At 72.2% G+C, this 17915-nt stretch carries 18 protein-coding genes; 13 read left to right on the top strand and 5 right to left on the bottom strand.

All coding sequences use genetic code 11. The features are described from left to right. The first annotated feature begins 51 nt into the window (after nt 1–51). Nucleotides 52–783 (top strand): SseB family protein, encoded by a 732-nt coding sequence (locus AB0B40_RS21030; RefSeq protein ID WP_345049353.1) that lies wholly within the window; start codon nt 52–54, stop codon nt 781–783. 1 nt (nt 784) lies between these two features. Here the strand turns inward: AB0B40_RS21030 and AB0B40_RS21025 are convergent, their stop codons facing one another. Continuing rightward, nucleotides 785–1141, bottom strand: coding sequence for a DUF1844 domain-containing protein (locus tag AB0B40_RS21025; RefSeq protein WP_345049355.1), 357 nt, complete (start codon nt 1139–1141; stop codon nt 785–787). Nucleotides 1142–1500: 359 nt separating this feature from the next. On the opposite strand from AB0B40_RS21025, the gene infC reads away from it, so the two are divergent. The 10 genes from infC (at nt 1501) to AB0B40_RS20975 (ending at nt 12424) form a co-directional block, all read left to right on the top strand. Next, nucleotides 1501–2187, top strand: a complete 687-nt coding sequence (infC, locus tag AB0B40_RS21020) for a translation initiation factor IF-3 (RefSeq protein WP_345049358.1) — start codon at nt 1501–1503, stop codon at nt 2185–2187. A 111-nt stretch (nt 2188–2298) separates the two neighbouring features. Beyond that, nucleotides 2299–2493: a 50S ribosomal protein L35 gene (rpmI, locus tag AB0B40_RS21015; protein WP_003977225.1), complete on the top strand. Its 195-nt coding sequence runs from the start codon at nt 2299–2301 to the stop codon at nt 2491–2493. 103 nt (nt 2494–2596) lie between these two features. Next, the gene (gene rplT, locus AB0B40_RS21010) at nt 2597–2980 is read left to right on the top strand and encodes a 50S ribosomal protein L20 (RefSeq protein ID WP_016642495.1); all 384 of its coding nucleotides are present in this window, start codon (nt 2597–2599) and stop codon (nt 2978–2980) included. A gap of 125 nt (nt 2981–3105) precedes the next feature. Further along, nucleotides 3106–3966 carry an RNA methyltransferase gene (locus AB0B40_RS21005; protein WP_345049362.1) on the top strand — a complete coding sequence of 287 codons (861 nt, stop codon included), beginning with the start codon at nt 3106–3108 and terminating at the stop codon, nt 3964–3966. Nucleotides 3967–4016: 50 nt separating this feature from the next. Then, on the top strand, nt 4017–5150 hold the full coding sequence (locus AB0B40_RS21000; protein WP_362264916.1) for an ATP-binding protein: 1134 nt from the start codon (nt 4017–4019) through the stop codon (nt 5148–5150). A 130-nt stretch (nt 5151–5280) separates the two neighbouring features. Next, nucleotides 5281–6402 carry a phenylalanine--tRNA ligase subunit alpha gene (gene pheS, locus AB0B40_RS20995; RefSeq protein ID WP_362264914.1) on the top strand — a complete coding sequence of 374 codons (1122 nt, stop codon included), beginning with the start codon at nt 5281–5283 and terminating at the stop codon, nt 6400–6402. Continuing rightward, the gene (gene pheT / locus AB0B40_RS20990) at nt 6402–8915 is read left to right on the top strand and encodes a phenylalanine--tRNA ligase subunit beta (protein WP_345049368.1); all 2514 of its coding nucleotides are present in this window, start codon (nt 6402–6404) and stop codon (nt 8913–8915) included. The genes pheS and pheT overlap by 1 nt, the downstream gene beginning before the upstream one ends. 266 nt (nt 8916–9181) lie before the next feature. Then, nucleotides 9182–10285 carry a PP2C family protein-serine/threonine phosphatase gene (locus AB0B40_RS20985; RefSeq protein ID WP_362264912.1) on the top strand — a complete coding sequence of 368 codons (1104 nt, stop codon included), beginning with the start codon at nt 9182–9184 and terminating at the stop codon, nt 10283–10285. Nucleotides 10286–10480: 195 nt separating this feature from the next. Continuing rightward, the gene (locus AB0B40_RS20980) at nt 10481–11821 is read left to right on the top strand and encodes a transcriptional regulator (RefSeq protein ID WP_345049374.1); all 1341 of its coding nucleotides are present in this window, start codon (nt 10481–10483) and stop codon (nt 11819–11821) included. A gap of 66 nt (nt 11822–11887) precedes the next feature. Further along, a complete protein-coding gene (locus AB0B40_RS20975) occupies nt 11888–12424 on the top strand; it encodes an NUDIX domain-containing protein (protein ID WP_345049376.1) in 537 nt (178 codons plus the stop codon). A gap of 12 nt (nt 12425–12436) precedes the next feature. Here AB0B40_RS20975 and AB0B40_RS20970 read toward each other — a convergent pair whose 3' ends face one another. Both AB0B40_RS20970 and AB0B40_RS20965 read right to left on the bottom strand, forming a co-directional pair. Next, on the bottom strand, nt 12437–12697 hold the full coding sequence (locus AB0B40_RS20970; protein WP_345049379.1) for a hypothetical protein: 261 nt from the start codon (nt 12695–12697) through the stop codon (nt 12437–12439). A gap of 192 nt (nt 12698–12889) precedes the next feature. After that, nucleotides 12890–13765, bottom strand: coding sequence for a 3-hydroxybutyryl-CoA dehydrogenase (locus AB0B40_RS20965; RefSeq protein ID WP_345049382.1), 876 nt, complete (start codon nt 13763–13765; stop codon nt 12890–12892). 170 nt (nt 13766–13935) lie between these two features. Here AB0B40_RS20965 and AB0B40_RS20960 point away from each other — a divergent pair, with 170 nt between their 5' ends. Next, on the top strand, nt 13936–15195 hold the full coding sequence (locus tag AB0B40_RS20960) for a family 10 glycosylhydrolase (RefSeq protein ID WP_362264909.1): 1260 nt from the start codon (nt 13936–13938) through the stop codon (nt 15193–15195). Between the two features lie 18 nt (nt 15196–15213). Here the strand turns inward: AB0B40_RS20960 and AB0B40_RS20955 are convergent, their stop codons facing one another. Further along, complete coding sequence (locus AB0B40_RS20955) at nt 15214–15411, bottom strand: DUF1918 domain-containing protein (RefSeq protein WP_345049388.1); 198 nt, start codon at nt 15409–15411, stop codon at nt 15214–15216. 21 nt (nt 15412–15432) lie between these two features. Further along, entirely contained in the window at nt 15433–16344 is a 912-nt protein-coding gene (locus tag AB0B40_RS20950; protein ID WP_362264907.1) for a DMT family transporter, read from the bottom strand. On the opposite strand from AB0B40_RS20950, the gene AB0B40_RS20945 reads away from it, so the two are divergent. Further along, complete coding sequence (locus AB0B40_RS20945; RefSeq protein ID WP_345049396.1) at nt 16343–17824, top strand: PLP-dependent aminotransferase family protein; 1482 nt, start codon at nt 16343–16345, stop codon at nt 17822–17824. The two genes, AB0B40_RS20950 and AB0B40_RS20945, sit on opposite strands and share 2 nt — an antisense overlap. The last annotated feature ends 91 nt before the right edge of the window (nt 17825–17915 follow it).

The following is a 17915-nucleotide window of genomic DNA, read 5'->3' as shown; positions in this document are numbered from 1 at the left end:
GTGACGACTCCCGCGCGGAGGGCCGGCGAGGTGCCGATAGGGTCGGTGACCGTGGCGAACAAGAACATTCCCGACTCCGGCTTCTCCGACGACGACGGCTCCGCCGACCCCCGGCTGAGCGCGGCGCTCGCCGCCTGGGCCGAGGACCGCAGTGCCCTCGGCCCGGTGCTCGAGGCGCTGAAGGGCGCCCGCCTGCTGGTCCCCGTCGTCGCCGTGCTCGGCGAGGTCGAGGAGGACGAGAACGGACTGCGCCGCGAGAAGACCAGCGACATGGCCGTACCCACTCTGAAGGCCGGCCACCGCACCGCGCTGCCCGCCTTCACCTCCACCGACTCCCTCGCCCGCTGGGACCCCGCGGCCCGCCCGGTCGCCGTACCGCTGCACCAGGCACTGGAGGCCGCCGCCCACGAGAAGGCGGACACGGTCGTGCTGGACCTCGCCGGGCCCGTGCCGTTCGAGCTGACCGGCCCGGCGCTGCTCGCCCTCGCCGAGGGCCGTACCAGCACCGACCCGCTCGCCGACCCCGCCGTGGTGGAGGCCGTCCGCGCGGCGGTGGCGGCGGAGCCCGCCGTGCTCCGCGCCCACCTCGGGCCGGGGCAGGCCGACGGCACCCTCGCCCTCGTCCTGGACCCGGCCGTGCCGCCCGCCGAGGCCGCCCGCGCGGTCGCCGACCGTCTCGCCGCCGACGAAACACTGAGGGCCCGCCTGGTGCGCGGCCTCGACCTGGCGCTGCTGCCGGCCGGGACCACGCCTCCGGGCGAGCCCCTGTACGTGAAGGGTTAGCTCAGCCGTAGACCGGGCCGGTGTACTTCTCGCCCGGCCCCTGGCCCGGCTCGTCCGGGACGATCGACGCCTCGCGGAACGCCAGCTGCAGCGACTTCAGGCCGTCGCGCAGCGGCGCCGCGTGGAAGGAGCTGACCTCGGTCGCGCTCGCGTCCAGCAGGCCGGCGAGCGCGGTGATCAGCTTGCGGGCTTCGTCCAGGTCCTTGTACTTCTCGCCCTCCTCGCTGAGCCCGAGCTTCACGGCGGAGGCGCTCATCAGGTTGACGGCGACCGTCACGATCACCTCGACGGCGGGGACCTCGGCGATGTCGCGGGTCATGGCGTCGAAGTCGGGGGACTCAGGAGGGGTGTCACTCATGCCCCAAACGATAGGCGGTCCGGACCGGGGTCCTTCAATTAGCCCTTGTCGGACGATCCTGCTATCCTGGATGTCGACCGGCCGGTCATGCCATGTGCGAAACACGGAGGACCGGCCCACAAGTGGAGGCTCCGATCTCCCACCTGACCGTCCTCCGGGGCGGCGGGTCTCCGGTCAGGCGGCCACCATCGTTCCGTACGGACGATGGAGTCGCCCGAATGTGCGCCCCGCGGTCACCGCGGCGGTGCTCCGGTAGTCATTGGAGCCCGCCCGCCTGTGATCGTCCGGGGCATTTTTTGTGCTTCGGCGCGGTTAGGTCTAACGAACAGAGACGTTACGCGGCTGTCCGCCAGACCGCCGTGTGGTGCTACCGAGGAGGATCCATCAGCGCCGAGCCCCGCATCAACGACCGGATTCGCGTTCCCGAGGTGCGACTTGTCGGTCCCAGTGGCGAGCAGGTGGGCATTGTCCCGCTCGCTAAGGCACTGGAGCTTGCGCAGGAGTACGACCTGGACCTGGTCGAGGTCGCGGCGAACGCCCGTCCGCCCGTGTGCAAGCTCATGGACTACGGGAAGTTCAAGTACGAGTCGGCCATGAAGGCCCGTGAGGCGCGCAAGAACCAGGCGCACACGGTCATCAAGGAGATGAAGCTCCGGCCGAAGATCGACCCGCACGACTATGACACCAAGAAGGGTCACGTCGTCCGGTTCCTCAAGCAGGGCGACAAGGTCAAGATCACGATCATGTTCCGTGGTCGCGAGCAGTCCCGCCCCGAGCTGGGCTACCGACTGCTGCAGCGTCTCGCGGAGGACGTCCAGGACCTCGGGTTCGTCGAGTCGAACCCGAAGCAGGACGGCCGAAACATGATCATGGTTCTCGGTCCGCACAAGAAGAAGACCGAGGCGATGGCCGAGGCCCGTCAGGCGCAGGAGGCCCGCAAGGCCGAGGCGAAGGCGAACCCCGGCAAGTCGCAGAACCCTGCCGAGGCTGAGGCGTCGTCGGAGGAGCCCGCCGAGGCTCCGTACGAGGAGCCTGCCGAGGCGTGATCCCGGGGGACACCCGTCCCCGAGGATGTAACCGAAACAAGAGCGACGCTCCACCGTGCCCGGTTTCACGACCGGGCACCGGAGCGCCACCGACGAGGAGATAACGGCGCTATGCCGAAGAACAAGTCGCACAGCGGTGCCAGCAAGCGCTTCAAGATCACCGGCTCCGGCAAGGTGCTCCGCGAGCGCGCCGGCAAGCGCCACCTGCTCGAGCACAAGTCGTCCCGCGTCACGCGTCGCCTCACCGGCAACGCCGAGATGGCCCCGGGCGACGCCGCGAAGATCAAGAAGCTTCTCGGCAAGTGACGTACCGGCGCTCCATCCGCTGAGCGCCGTACGCCAGGACCGGGACCGAATCGTTTCCGGGTCGTGTGAGCACCCCCACGACCCCGCTACAAGGAGTTAACAAGTGGCACGCGTCAAGCGGGCAGTCAACGCCCACAAGAAGCGCCGGGCGATCCTCGAGCAGGCCTCCGGCTACCGCGGTCAGCGTTCGCGCCTGTACCGCAAGGCCAAGGAGCAGGTCACCCACTCGCTGGTCTACAACTACAACGACCGCAAGAAGCGCAAGGGCGACTTCCGTCAGCTGTGGATCCAGCGCATCAACGCCGCTGCCCGCGCCAACGGCATCACCTACAACCGCTTCATCCAGGGTCTGAAGGCCGCGAACATCGAGGTCGACCGCAAGATCCTGGCCGAGCTGGCCGTGAACGACGCCAACGCCTTCGCGGCGCTCGTCGAGGTCGCGCAGAAGGCGCTGCCGTCGGACGTCAACGCCCCCAAGGCCGCGTGACGCCACGCCGGCCGTGAGCCGACGTTCACTGTAGGACCCGCAGGCTGACAAGGCTTGCGGGTCCTGTTGTTGGGTGCCACGGCGTTGCACATCGGACGACGACTCTCCTGAAGGTGAAGAAGAGCATGCCCCCCGTCAGCCCCGAGCTGATCTCCCCCCGGTCGACCCGTGTCGCCGCTGCCCGGCGGCTCGCCAAGCGGAACTTCCGGGGCAAGGACCGGCTGTTTCTCGCGGAGGGTCCGCAGGCCGTCAGGGAAGCGGCCGGGCACCGGGCCGACGGCAGCCCCACCCTGGTCGAGCTGTTCACCACCCCGGAGGCCGCGGAGCGGTACGCCGACATCATCGGCGAGGCCCGGACCGCGGGCGCCCAGGTGCACCTCGCCTCCGACGAGGTCATCGCCGACATCTCCACCACCGTCACCCCGCAGGGGCTGGTCGGCGTCTGCCGGTTCCTCGACACCCCCTTCGAGGACATCCTCGCCGCCCGGCCCAAGCTGGTCGCCGTCCTCGCCCATGTGCGGGACCCCGGCAACGCCGGCACCGTGCTGCGCTGCGCCGACGCCGCCGGCGCCGAGGCCGTGATCCTCACCGACGCCTCCGTCGACCTGTACAACCCCAAGGCCGTGCGCGCCTCCGTCGGCTCGCACTTCCACCTGCCCGTCGCCGTCGGCGTCCCCGTCGAGCGGGCCGTGGCCGGCCTGAAGGAGGCCGGGGTGCGCATCCTCGCCGCCGACGGAGCGGGCGACCGCGACCTGGACGAGGAGCTGGACAGGGGCGCCATGGGCGGGCCCACCGCCTGGGTGTTCGGGAACGAGGCATGGGGACTGCCGGAGGAGACCCGCGCCCTCGCCGACGCCGTGGTACGCGTCCCCATCCACGGGAAGGCCGAGAGCCTGAACCTCGCCACGGCCGCCGCCGTATGTCTCTACGCGTCGGCCCGTGCACAGCGCGCCTCCGGAGGGTGCCGCTCTGTAACCGGGAGCTAGTAGGGTGACCAGCTCGGGGCCCTGCGCCGTCTGAGAGGTGGGGTACGGGGATGAGTGTGGCCGGCACGAGCACCGCGCCGGAGGGCGGGGACGCGCGGCACACGCCCCTGCCCCGGCAGGGCGATCATGCGGGCCTCGACCCGGACCAGCTACCCGACGGTCTCGTCGTCGCCGACGAGCAGGGCCGTGTGACCTGCTTCAACGCCGCCGCAGCGCGCATCACCGCGGTACGGCCCGCCGACGCCCTCGGGCAGTCCCTGGAGAAGGCGCTGCCCCTGGAGGACCTGGAGGGGCGCCGCTGGTGGCAGCTGACCGACCCCTACGGCGGGCTCGCCATCCGGGTACGGCAGCCGGAACGCAACCTGCTGCTGCCGGGCGGCCGGGAGGTCCTCGTCTCCGCCCGCTACGTACGCGACGCGCCACTGGGACCGGTGCGGTGCGTGGTCGTCTCCCTGCGGGACACCGAGGCCCGGCGCCGCACCGAGCGCAGCCACGCCGAGCTGATCGCCACCGTCGCCCACGAGCTGCGCTCCCCGCTGACCTCCGTGAAGGGCTTCACCGCCACCCTGCTCGCCAAGTGGGAACGGTTCACCGACGACCAGAAACGGCTCATGCTGGAGACCGTCGACGCCGACGCCGACCGGGTCACCCGCCTCATCGCCGAGCTGCTGGACATCTCCCGGATCGACTCCGGGCGGCTGGAGGTGCGCCGCCAGCCCGTCGACATCGGGGCCGCGGTCTCCCGGCACATCCAGGCGTACGTCGCCGCCGGCCAGTCCGCCGGCCGCTTCCTGCTCCGCATCGAACAGCCGCTGCCCGCCCTGTGGGCCGACCCCGACAAGATCGACCAGGTTCTCAGCAACCTCATCGAAAATGCCGTGCGGCACGGGGAGGGAACCGTCACCATTGACGTCACGCCCTCGGCATCCCCGCGCGAGGGCGAGGAAACCGGCACGTCGGTCACGGTGAGCGACGAGGGGCCCGGCATCCCGGAGGAGTCCATGAACCGCGTCTTCACCCGCTTCTGGCGGGGCAGCAAGCGCGGCGGCACGGGCCTTGGGCTGTACATCGTCAAGGGCATCGTGGAGGCCCACGGCGGCACCATCACGGTCGGGCGCGCCCCCGTCGGCGGCGCCGAGTTCCGGTTTACGTTGCCCGTGGCGGCCCCGGCTTATCTGGCCTGAGCGCCCCGCGGGCGCATTCGCGTTCCTTCACCCCGTTAGACTCGGCCTTTGGCACCTTTGTGTCCTTCACGCGGCCCTCGCGAGTCGGTGACGGGGACCATCCGCCAGCCAATCGGAAGTACGGGAAGAGATGTCGGCACCGAATAAGTCGTACGACCCTGTAGAGGTCGAGGCGTTGAAACCGGAAGAGATCGAGCGCATGCGGGACGAGGCGCTCGCCGCCTTCGCCGCCGCGGACTCCCTCGACGCGCTCCACGAGGCCAAGGTCGCGCACACCGGCCCGGCCTCCCCGCTGGCCCTCGCCAACCGCGAGATCGGCGCCCTGCCCCCGCACGCCAAGGCCGACGCCGGCAAGCGCGTCGGCATGGCCCGCGGCGCCGTGAACAAGGCCCTCGCCGCCCGCCAGGCCGAGCTGGAGGCCGAGCGCGACGCCCGCGTGCTGGTCGAGGAGGACGTCGACGTCACGCTGCCGTACGACCGCGTCCCGCCCGGCGCCCGCCACCCCCTGACCACGCTGTCCGAGCGCATCGAGGACATCTTCGTGGCCATGGGCTACGAGGTCGCCGAGGGCCCGCAGGTCGAGGCCGAGTGGTTCAACTTCGACGCCCTCAACATCGGCCCCGACCACCCGGCCCGCGGCGAGGCCGACACCTTCTTCGTCGAGGGTCCGGACGGCACGGCCGACTCCGGTGTGGTGCTCCGTACCCACACCTCGCCCGTGCAGATCCGCTCGCTGCTCGACCGGGAGCTGCCGGTCTACGTGATCTGCCCCGGCCGCGTGTACCGCACCGACGAGCTGGACGCCACGCACACGCCCGTCTTCCACCAGGTCGAGCTGCTCGCCGTGGACGAGGGCCTGACCATGGCCGACCTCAAGGGCACCCTGGACCACATGGTCCAGTCGCTGTTCGGTGCGGGCATGAAGACCCGGCTGCGGCCGAACTTCTTCCCCTTCACCGAGCCGAGCGCCGAGATGGACATGCTCTGCTACGTCTGCAAGGGCGACTCCGTCGGCAACCCCGACCGGCCCTGCCGCACCTGCTCCAGCGAGGGCTGGATCGAACTGGGCGGCTGCGGCATGGTCAACCCGCGGGTGCTCGCCGCCTGCGGCGTCGACCCGGAGAAGTACAGCGGCTTCGCCTTCGGGTTCGGCATCGAGCGGATGCTGATGTTCCGCCACAACGTCGAAGACATGCGAGACATGGTCGAGGGTGACGTCCGGTTCACCCGGCCGTTCGGGATGGAGATCTGATGCGGGTCCCGCTTTCTTGGCTGCGGGAGTACGTCGACCTGCCGGCGACCGAGACCGGCCGTGACGTCCAGGCCAAGCTCATTTCGGCCGGTCTGGAGGTCGAGAGCGTCGAACAGCTCGGTGCCGACCTCAAGGGCCCCCTGGTCGTCGGCCAGGTGCTGACCATCGAGGAGCTGGAGGGCTTCAAGAAGCCGATCCGCTTCTGCACCGTCGACGTCGGCCAGGCCAACGGCACCGGCGAGCCCCAGGAGATCGTCTGCGGCGCCCGCAACTTCGCCGTCGGCGACAAGGTCGTCGTGGTCCTGCCCGGTGCCACGCTCCCCGGCGGCTTCTCCATCGCCGCCCGCAAGACCTACGGCAAGACCTCGCACGGCATGATCTGCTCCGGCGACGAGCTGGGCATGGGCGACGACGGCAGCCACGGCATCATCGTGCTGCCGCCGGAGACCGAGGTCGGCAAGGACGCCATCGAGCTGCTGGAGCTGGTCGACGAGGTCCTGGACATCGCCGTCACCGCCAACCGCGGCGACTGCCTGTCCATCCGCGGTGTCGCCCGCGAGACCGCCATCGCCTACGGCCTGCCGCTGCGCGACCCCGCCCTGATCGACGTCCCCGCGCCGAACGCCTACGGCTACCCGGTCCAGGTCTCCGACCCCTTCGGCTGCGACCGCTTCACCGCGCGCACGGTCACCGGCCTGCGCCCCGAGGCGCGCTCCCCGATCTGGCTCCAGCGCCGGCTGCAGAAGGTCGGCATGCGCCCGATCTCGCTCGCCGTCGACATCACGAACTACGTGATGATGGAGCTGGGCCAGCCGCTGCACGCCTACGACCGGAACCTGGTCCAGGGCCCCATCGGCGTGCGCCGGGCCGAGGAGGGGGAGAAGCTCGTCACCCTCGACGGTGTCGAGCGCAAGCTGCACGCCGAAGACCTGGTCATCACCGACGAGCGCGGACCGATCGGCCTCGCCGGCGTGATGGGCGGCGCCAACACCGAGATCGCGGACCACGAGGCCACCGAGCAGGGCACGACCGACGTGGTCATCGAGGCCGCCCACTTCGACGCGGTGTCGGTCGCGCGGACCGCCCGCCGCCACAAGCTGCTGTCCGAGGCGTCCCGCCGCTTCGAGCGGGGCGTCGACCCGCAGGCCGCCGCTGCCGCCGCGCAGCGCACGGTGGACCTGCTGATGCTCCTCGCGGGCGGTACGGCGGAGGCCGGCGTCACCGAGATCATCGCGCCCTCGGCCCCGCACACCATCACCCTCCCGGCGGGCCACCCGGACAAGGTCGCGGGCGTCGACTACGGCCGCGAGACGGTCGTACGCCGGCTCCAGCAGGTCGGCTGCGACGTGTACGGGCAGGACGAACTGATCGTCACCGTCCCGTCCTGGCGGCCCGACCTGGTCGACCCCAACGACCTGGCCGAAGAGGTCATCCGCCTGGAGGGCTACGAGAACCTGCCCTCCACGCTGCCCAAGCTCCCCTCGGGCCGCGGCCTGACCCCCCGTCAGCGGCTGCACCGCCGGGTCGGCCGGGCGCTGGCCGGCGCGGGCTACGTCGAGGCGCCGAACTACCCGTTCCTCGGCGAGCGTGTCTTCGACCAGCTCGGCCTGGCGGCCGACGACCCGGCCCGCCGCGTCGTGAAGCTGGTCAACCCGCTCAGCGACGAGGAGCCCGCGCTGCGGACGACGCTGCTGCCGGGCCTGCTCGGCGCCCTGCGGCGCAACGACGGCCGGGGTTCGCACGATCTGGCGCTGTTCGAGACCGGCCTGGTCTTCCTGCCGCGTGAGGAGCGGGGCGCCGCCGTGCACCTGCCCGTCGACCGGCGTCCCACCGACGAGGAGATCGCCGCGCTGAACGCCGCGCTGCCCGAGCAGCCGCGGCACGTCGCCGTCGTCCTCGCCGGCGCTCGCGAGCAGGCCGGCTGGTGGGGCAAGGGCCGCCCGGCCGACTGGGCCGACGCCGTCGAGGCGGCGCGCACGGTCGCCCGTGAGGCCGGGGCCGAGCTGATCGTCCGCAAGGGCCAGTACGGTCCCTGGCACCCCGGCCGCTGCGCCGAGCTGGCCGTCCTCGCCGACGGCACCGAGCGGGTCGTGGGCCATGCGGGAGAACTGCACCCGCGTGTCCTCAAGGCCCTGGGCCTGCCCGAGCGCACGTCCGCGATGGAGCTGGACCTGGACGCCCTGGAGGCGGTGGCCGACGGCGTCCCCCAGGCTCCGAGGATCTCCACGTTCCCGGTCGCCACGCAGGACGTCGCCCTCGTCGTCGACAGGCCGGTGCCGGCCGCGGAGGTCGAGGCGGCGCTGCGCGCGGGTGCGGGTGAGCTGCTGGAGTCCATCCGGCTGTTCGACGTGTACGAGAACGCCGAGCAGCTCGGCGACGGCAAGAAGTCCCTGGCGTACGCGCTGCGGTTCCGCGCCGCGGACCGCACGCTGACCGTCGACGAGGCCTCGGCCGCGCGGGACGCGGCCGTGGCGCTCGCCGGCGAGCGTACCGGGGCGGTCCTGCGGGGCTAGGCCTCTCGTTCGCCCACGGCGCGGGGGAACTGTTCCCGCGCCGTGGCCCCGGGCAGTGCGGGGCCGCCGCGCGGTTCGCCCGTCCTTCGGGGCGCCCCGGCACCGCCGTCAGCCGCATAAATGCGGGGTGGCTCGGAACGCCTCACTCGTTCGGGTGGGAACCACGGGCGATCCGACCCACCCGGGTCATGCCTCTCGACAGAATCGGACCGGCCTTTCGGGGTCGGTCCGTCTGCTCTGTCAGGCCCACATGGGGGACCTCAGGCATGATCCGAATCAAGGCACGGGCGCCCACCGGGCGGGCAGCCGTACTGCCCACGGTCTGGGGAGCCGTCGCGGTCGGCTACAAGTTCGGCTGCCCGCTCGCCCAGCAGGACGGGCTCGGGGCGCGCATCGTCACCAGCGCCGTGTTCGTCGCCGTCGGCACCGGTCTCATATTCCACGTCCGCCGCACCCCGCTCCAGGAACTGCGGCTCGCCCGACGGGCGGCGCGCGTCGCGCAGAGCGTCGTCCTGCGTCCGCCGCCGCCGCGGCTGGACGGGCTCAACGTCGCCGCCGCCCAGCTGTCCGCCGACCGGGGCGCGTGCGTCGGCGGTGATCTGTACGAGGTGATCGCCACCGAGCACGGCGTCCGGGTGGTGATGGGTGACGTGCGGGGGCACGGTCTGGCCGCCCTCGGCACCGTCGCCGCCCTCCTCGGCAGCTTCCGCGAGGCCGCCCACGACGAGCCCGAACTGGGCCGCGTACTGCGCAGACTGGACCGCGCCCTCGGCCGCCACCTGCGCGAACGCGCCCGCGCCGAACACCCGGCGCAGAGCGCCACCGACCCGGACAACCCGGTCGCGGAGGAGTTCGTCACGGTCCTGCTCCTGGAGATCGGCCGGGACGGCGAACTGCGCGCCCTCAACTGCGGTCACCCGTGGCCCTACGTGCTCAGGGGTACGAGCGTCGACCCGCTGACACGCGCGGAACCCCTCCCGCCGCTGGGACCGTTCCCGCTGCCGGCGGAGCTGGAAGCCGGGTCCTGCGGCCGGCTGCTCGCGGGGGAGTCCCTCGTGCTGTTCACGGACGGCGCCGAGGACGCGCGGGACGGCCGGGGGAGGTTCTTCGCACTGCGGGACGTGCTGCGCGAGGTGGTGCGCGAGCATCCCGTGTCACCGCAGACGGTTCTGCGCACGGTCTTCGGCGCCCTTCTGCACCACACCGGCGAGCACCCCGCGGACGACATCGCGGTACTGGTCCTGCGGAACGACCGGACCGACCGGCACGACCGGACCGACCGGACCGACCGGAAAGAGGTACGGCTGTCCGGGGCGCGGGACACCGCGCGCCACGCCCCCGCCCACCCGCAGCCGGCTCCGCACCGCTAGCGGCGCCCTCCGTGGTCACCCGGCCAAGCCACCGCTTTTCGAGGGGGAACCGGCGGCTTGGCCGGCACTTCAGTCAACCGGCGCGACACGCTGAGCGACACCGCGCGCACAGCCCGGATACGGGCACTGCGTTCACACCCCGTGTGAACGCCCACCCACTACGCTGACCGCACCAGGCCACTTGGGGGGCATCCCATGCAGCCCAACACTCTGCTCGACGCCATCCTGGACGAGGCGGGGATCTCGCACGCCGGTCTCGCCGCCCACGTCAACCAGGCGGGACGCGCCCGCGGTCTCGCGCTGCGCTACGAACACACCGCCGTGGCACGGTGGTTGAAAGGCCAGCGGCCCCGCGGTCAGGTGCCCGACCTGATCTGCGAGGTGCTGGCCGCCCGGCTGCGCCGGCCGGTCACGCTGGACGACACCGGTCTGGGTGTGCCCGGCGAACCGAGCACACCGCATCCCGGTTCGCTGTCCGGCTTCGTGGAGCGGGCCACCGCCTTGTGGCGGTCGGACGAACAGCAGCGGCCCCATGTGCTGGGTGCCCCCGCGGTCACCGGGACCCCGGCCGTGATGCCGGTGTGGGAGTGGGAGAACCCGCCCGAGGACGTCGACGTCTCCCGGGGCGGCCGGCACCGGGTCACCGCGGCCGACATCGAGATGCTGCGCGCCGCCCGGACGCACTACGAGCAGATGTACCGGAAGGCCGGCGGGATCGCGACCCGGACGCGGATCGTCGGTTTCCTCAACGCCGAGACCGCGCCCCTGCTGCGCGGCAGCTACACGGATGCCACCGGGCGCCAACTGCACCGTGCGACGGGCGGGTTGGTGGCGATCGCGGGGATCTGTGCGTACGACTCCGATGCCCACGGACTGGCCCAGCGCTACTTCCACCAGGCGCTGCGGCTCGCGAAGGCCAGCGGCGACCGGGGACTCGGGGCCTATGTGATCGCCCTGCTGGTCAACCAGTCGCTGTTCATGCGGGAGTACCGGCAGGCCGTCGCCTTCGCCGAGGCCGCGCTGCGCGCCGCCGACCGGAACCTCACCCCGGCGCTCACCTCCGACCTGTACGCGATGCAGGCCAAGGCGTACGCGCACCTCGGCGACAGCGGCAGCGCGCTGTCCTGCATCCGGCGCGCGGAGACGGCGGCCGACCGGATCCGGCGCGGCCACGAGCCCGACGAGACCGGGTACGTGCAGCCGGGGCTCGTCAATGTGCAGGTGGCGGAGGCACTGCTCAGCCTCGGGGAACTCGCCGCCGCCCGGGAGCACGCGGCGGCGGCCGTCGACAACCCCGCCCACGACCGGGGGCGGGTGCACCGGCTGGCCATGCTCAGCACCATCGAACTGCGCCAGGGCAACGCCGACAAGGCGGTTGCCACCGCCGTGCAGATGGCGGAGCAGGCCCGCGGCATGGAGTCCCAGCGGCTGCGCGACAGACTTCGCGCGGTACGCGAGCATCTGGCCCGCTGCGGGTCGGCGGACACCGCCGAGGCCGCCGAACTGATCGACGGGGCGCTGCGCGTACCGCTGTAGGCCCACTGTGGGGAGGACCGCCACTGCTGCGATATTGCCACTTACTCGGCGGAAGGTGGCAGAACCGTGCAGTGGACGAAGCAGAACGAACAAACTGTGTATGAAAACCGCTGGTTCAGCGTCAATCTGGCAGACGTAGAGCTGCCGGACGGCCGGCACCTGGACCACTTCCTCATCCGGCTGCGCCCCGTGGCCGTGGCCACGGTCGTCAACGAGGCGAACGAGGTGCTGCTGCTGTGGCGGCACCGCTTCATCACCGACAGCTGGGGATGGGAGCTGGCCGCGGGCGTCGTCGAGGACGGCGAGGACATCGCGGCGGCGGCGGCCAGGGAGCTGGAGGAGGAGACCGGCTGGCGGCCGGGGCCCCTGCACCACCTGATGAGCGTGGAGCCGTCCAACGGCCTCACCGACGCCCGGCACCACATCTACTGGACCGACCGGGGAGAGTACGTCGGGCCCCCCGTGGACGACTTCGAGTCGGACCGGCGGGAATGGGTCCCCCTCAAGCTCGTTCCCGACCTGATCGCCCGTGGGGAGGTCCCGGCCGCCAACATGGCGGCCGCCTTACTCCTGCTGCACCACCTCAGGCTCAACGAGGGCTAGCGAGCCGGCGGGCTAGTGGGCGGCCAGCGCCTGCCAGACCGTCACCACCAGCGCACCGAGCGCGCTCAGCGCGGCGAGCGAGGGCAGCGGCCAGCGGGTATGTTCCAGCGAGGCCATCCGGGAGTTCAGATCGTCCAGCTCCTTGGCGGTCTCCTCGGTGCGGTGGCGGAGCAGCGCCAGCCCTCCCTCGACACGGGCGTAAGCCACGTCGAGGCGGCGCCGTAACTCTGCGAGTTCTCCATGGACCACGGGATGCTCCGGGTCGGCGGTCACGGGTCCGCTCCTTTCGGTAGTGGAAGTGGATGGTCCGCATCCCTTGCATGCGCATGAAGAGTCAACTCGCCTGGTGGGCGCATGGGGAGCGTGTGCGACGGGCATATGCGTGCCCGGCGCGCACACGGTGTGTGAAACACGCGGGCCCGGCACCCTTCCGAGTGCCGGGCCCGCGGGCGTCGCTCTTCGTAATCAGGCGTAGGTGTAGAACCCCGAGCCGGTCTTCCGCCCCAGCCGGCCCGCCTCTACCATGCGCTGCAGCAGCGGGGGAGCGGCGTACAGCGGCTCCTTGTACTCGGCGTACATCGAGTTGGCGATGGAGACGATGGTGTCCAGGCCGATCAGGTCGGAGAGCTTCAGCGGACCCATCGGGTGCGCGCAGCCCATCTCCATGCCGTTGTCGATGTCCTCACGGCTCGCGATGCCGGACTCGAACATCCGGATCGCCGACAGCAGGTAGGGCACCAGCAGCGCGTTCACCACGAACCCGGAGCGGTCCTGGGCGCGGATGGCGTGCTTGCCGAGCGCCTTCTCGGCGAAGACCTGGGCGCGGCTGAGCGTCCCCTCGGAGGTGGTGAGCGCCGGGATCAGCTCGACCAGCTGCTGCACCGGGGCCGGGTTGAAGAAGTGGATGCCGACGACATGGTCCGGGCGGGAGGTGGCGACCGCCAGTTTCACCAGCGGGATCGAGGAGGTGTTGGAGGCCAGGATCGCGTCCGGCCGGGTCACCACCTGGTCGAGCACCTGGAAGATCTCGGTCTTCACCTGCTCGTTCTCGACGACGGCCTCGATCACCAGGTCCCGGTCGGCGAACTCGCCGAGATCGGTGGTGAAGCTCAGCCGCGCCTGCGTGTCGTCCCGCTCGGCCTCGGTGATCTTGCCGCGGTCGGCGGCCTTGGCCAGGGAGTTGAACAGCCGGGTACGGCCGATCTCCAGGGCCTCGCCGGTGGTCTCGGCGACCTTCACGTCCAGTCCCGCGCGGGCGCACACCTCGGCGATGCCCGCGCCCATCTGGCCGCAGCCCACGACTCCGACGCGCGTAATGTCTCCCCCTGGGATGCCCGTCACATCGTCCCCTTCGCTGGTCGTCCGGCTCGCTGGCAGACCTCCGGGTTCGGCGCCTGCTCCGATCGTGCACGTTACCGTCAAGTATCGATGATCGATCGCCCGGGTGGGGCCATCCTGGAGCCTGTGACGATCCGTGACGGAGCGGATCCGAAGGGTACGGGGAGTCGCAGATGGGGCGCATGTCGCGGCGGGTCTTCGCTCTGGCCGCACTGTCCACGCTGGTCACGGCGCCGGGCGCGGTGGCCGCGGACACCGGCGGTCCGGCCCGGGAGGTGGCCGGCGCCGGTCGTGCGCCCCGTACGACCGCCGAGATGCGGGGCGTCTGGATCGCGACCGTCGGCAACCGGGACTGGCCCTCGCGGCCCGGCCGGACGGCGGCCGAGCAGCGCAAGGAGCTGATCGCCCACCTCGACCGGGCGGTCCGTCACCGGCTCAACACGGTGATCCTCCAGGTGCGGCCCACGGCCGACGCGCTGTGGCCGTCGCCGTACGAGCCCTGGTCCGAGTACCTCACCGGCACGCAGGGCAGGAACCCCGGCTGGGACCCGCTCGGCACGGCGGTCACGGAGGCCCACGCCCGGGGTCTGCGCCTGCACGCCTGGTTCAACCCGTACCGGATCGCCAACCACACCGATCCCGGCCGGCTCGCCGCCGCGCACCCGGCTCGCAGGCACCCCACGTGGGCGGTGCCGTACGGCGGCCGGCTGTACTACAACCCCGGTCTGCCCGAGGTCCGCGCCTTCGTGCAGCGGGCGATGCTGGACGCGGTCGCCCGGTACCCGCTCGACGCCGTCCACTTCGACGACTACTTCTACCCCTATCCGGTGGCCGGGCAGACCTTCGACGACGACGACGCCTACGACCGGCACGGCGGCGCCTTCCCCAGCCGGGCCGCCTGGCGCCGGGACAACATCGACACGCTGGTGCGGGAGATGGCCGCCGGTATCAGGAGGGTCCGGCCCGGCACCCGGTTCGGGATCAGCCCCTTCGGGGTGTGGCGCAACGCGACGACCGACGCGCGCGGCTCCGACACGCGGGCGGGCGTCGAGACGTACGACGACCTGTACGCGGACACCCGCACGTGGGTGCGCGAGCACTGGATCGACTACGTGGCCCCGCAGCTCTACTGGCACATCGGCAACGCCGGCGCGGACTACGCCGAACTCGTCGCGTGGTGGGCGCGGGTCGCCAAGGGCACCAAGACGCAGTTGTACATCGGCGAGGCGCTGTACCGGGCCGGCACCGCCGGGCAGCCGTCGGCCTGGCGGGACCCGGTCGAGCTGTCCCGCCACCTCACCCTTGCCGCCGGGTATCCGCAGGTGCGCGGGCACGTGTTCTTCGCCGCCAAGGATGTGGCGGCCGACCGGATCGGGGCGATGGCCCGGGTGGCCGCCGACCACTACCGGGGGCCGGCGGAACCACCGCGGTGACCAGGGTCCCGGGAGACCCTAGTGGTGTCGCTCGTTCTCGTGCTTGACCTGGCAGTCGGGCCCGGGGGACATGATCGCCTCGTGCCCGTCCGCGAAACGGACGCGGTAGGGCGGGTTGCCCTCGTGCCCGAGTACCTCGACGACTTCGGATTCCTGGTCGTGCTGGCCCACCACCCTGCCGTGCTGGACAAGGCGGTCACCCTTGGATGCGTGCATCTTGACAGGCCCTCCTCCTGATCACGACCGCTGTGTGACGGCGATGCACACGAGCACGGCCACGGCGGTCAGCGGAGCGGCCGCCGTGAAGTGCTCGCCCAGCAGCAGCGCCGACCACACCAGTGTGAGCAGGGGCTGAGCCAACTGCAACTGGCTGGCCCGCGGGATGCCGATGGCCGCCATCCCGCGGTACCAGACGACCAGCCCCAGGAACTGCGAACCGAGCGCCGCCCACAGCACGCCGGCGACGCCGTGCCCGGTGAGGTGCACCGGTTCCCGGGCCAGTGCCACCGCGGCGGCCGGCACGCCGAGCGGCAGGCACAGCACCAGCGCCCAGCCGATGACCTGCCAGCCCGGCATGACCCGGGCCAGCCGGCCGCCCTCGGTGTACCCGGCCGCGCACACCAGCAGGGCCGCGAAGAGATAACCGTCGGCGCTGGTGAGCGCCCCGCCGCTCTGGCCGAGGGTGAAGGCGATCACGGCCGCCGCACCCGCCACGGCGGCCAGCCAGAACCGGCGGGAGGGCCGGGCGCCGGTGCGCAGGGCCGAGAACACGGCGGTGGTCAGCGGCAGCAGGCCCACCACGACGGCCGCGTGGGCCGTGGTGGACGTCCGCAGAGCGAGTGTGGTCAGCATCGGGAAGCCCACCACCACGCCGGCGGCGACCACGGCCAGGCCGCCCAGATGGCGCCGCGCCGGGAGCCGTGCCCTCGTGGCGAGCAGGCAGCCGCCGGCGACCAGGGCGGCGAGCACGGCGCGCACCGCCACCAGGGACCAGGGGCCGAAGCTCTCCAGGCCCCAGGCGGTCGACGGGAACGTCAGAGAGAAGGCCGTCACACCGAGGGCGGCCTGGGCGGTGCCCAGGCGACGGTGTTCCCGGGGGGCCGTGACCGCTATCGGGCTCGCGGTAGTAGCGCTACTCTGTGTCCTCATGCAGCAGCGTAGCAGTGTGGGTGAGCTGACAGAACAGCTTCGACTGGAGCTGGACCGCTACTCTCCTGGTGGAAAGCTCCCGTCGAGCCGAGCGTTGGTCGAGCGGTTCCGGGTGAGCCCGGTGACCGTCTCGCGGGCCCTCGCCCAGCTCGCCGCCGAGGGACTGGTCGTGACCCGGCCCGGTGCCGGGGCCTTCCGTGCCCGGCCGCGCACCCCGCTGGTACCGGGGGGCGACACCTCCTGGCAGGAGGTCGCCCTCAGCGCCGACGGCGCCGCCGACGTCGTCCCCCGCACCGTCGACGCCTCCGGCGTCACCGCCTGTCTCGCCACACCGCCGGCCGGAGTGATCGAGTTCAGCGGGGGCTACCTCCACCCCGTGCTCCAGCCCGAGAAGGCCATGGCCGAGGCGCTGTCCCGGGCCGGCCGCCGCCCCGGTGCCTGGGGCCGGCCGCCCCTGGACGGACTGCCCGAGCTGCGCGAGTGGTTCGCGCGCGACATCGGCGACACCGTCACCGCAGCCGAGGTGCTGATCGCGGCCGGCGGCCAGTCCGCGCTGACCACCGCGCTGCGGGCCCTCGCCCCGCCGGGCGCCCCGGTACTGGTCGAGTCACCCACCTACCCCGGCATGCTGGCCGTGGCCCGCGCGGCCGGACTGCGCCCGGTGCCCGTACCGGTCGACGCGGACGGTGTGAAGCCCGCCCTGCTCGCCGACGCGTTCCGCGCCACCGGCGCCCGCGTCTTCGTGTGCCAGCCCCTCTTCCAGAACCCCACCGGAGCGGTCCTCGCCCCCGAGCGGCGCCCGGAGGTGCTGCGCATCGCCCGCGAAGCCGGTGCCTTCGTCGTGGAGGACGACTTCGTACGGCGGCTGGTCCACGACGACTCGGGGCCCCTGCCGCGTCCGCTCGCCGCCGACGATCCCGACGGCGTCGTCGTCCACGTGCGCTCCCTCACCAAGGCGACCTCGCCCAGCTTCCGGGTCGGTGCCCTCGCCGCCCGCGGACCGGTGCTGGAACGGCTGCGCGCCATCCAGATCGTCGACACCTTCTTCGTGCCCCGCCCGCTGCAGGAAGCGGCCCTGGAACTCGTCGGCGCACCCGCCTGGCCGCGCCACCTGCGCGCCCTGTCCGCCGAACTCAGGGCGCGCCGTGACGCCATGACCGCGGGCCTGCGGCTGCACCTGCCCGAACTCGCCCTGCCGCACGTCCCGTCCGGCGGCTACCACCTGTGGCTGCGGCTTCCCGAGGGCGCCGGCGGCGCTTCCCATGCCTACGGTTCCGGGGGAGAGGCGGCACTGCACTCCGCCGCCCTGCGCGCGGGCGTCGCCCTCAATCCGGGCCGCCCGTACTTCAGCGCCGAACCTCCCGCCGCCCACATCCGCCTGAGTTTCGCAGCCGTGGCCGGCACCGGGGAGATCGCGGAGGGAGTGCGACGGCTGCGGGCGGCGTACGACGAGGCGGGGCGCAGTGAGCACGGCGCGTGAAGCGTCGGGCAGGGAGGACGGCGCGTGAGGCGGTGGGCAGGGAGGACGGCGCGTGAGGCGGTGGGCAGGGAGGACGGCGCGTGAGGCGGCG

This window comes from Streptomyces sp. NPDC042638 (assembly GCF_040647235.1).
GTDB lineage: Bacteria > Actinomycetota > Actinomycetes > Streptomycetales > Streptomycetaceae > Streptomyces > Streptomyces rameus.
The sequence above is the reverse complement of the archived record's forward strand: the minus strand, read 5'-3'. Positions and strand labels throughout refer to the sequence as shown.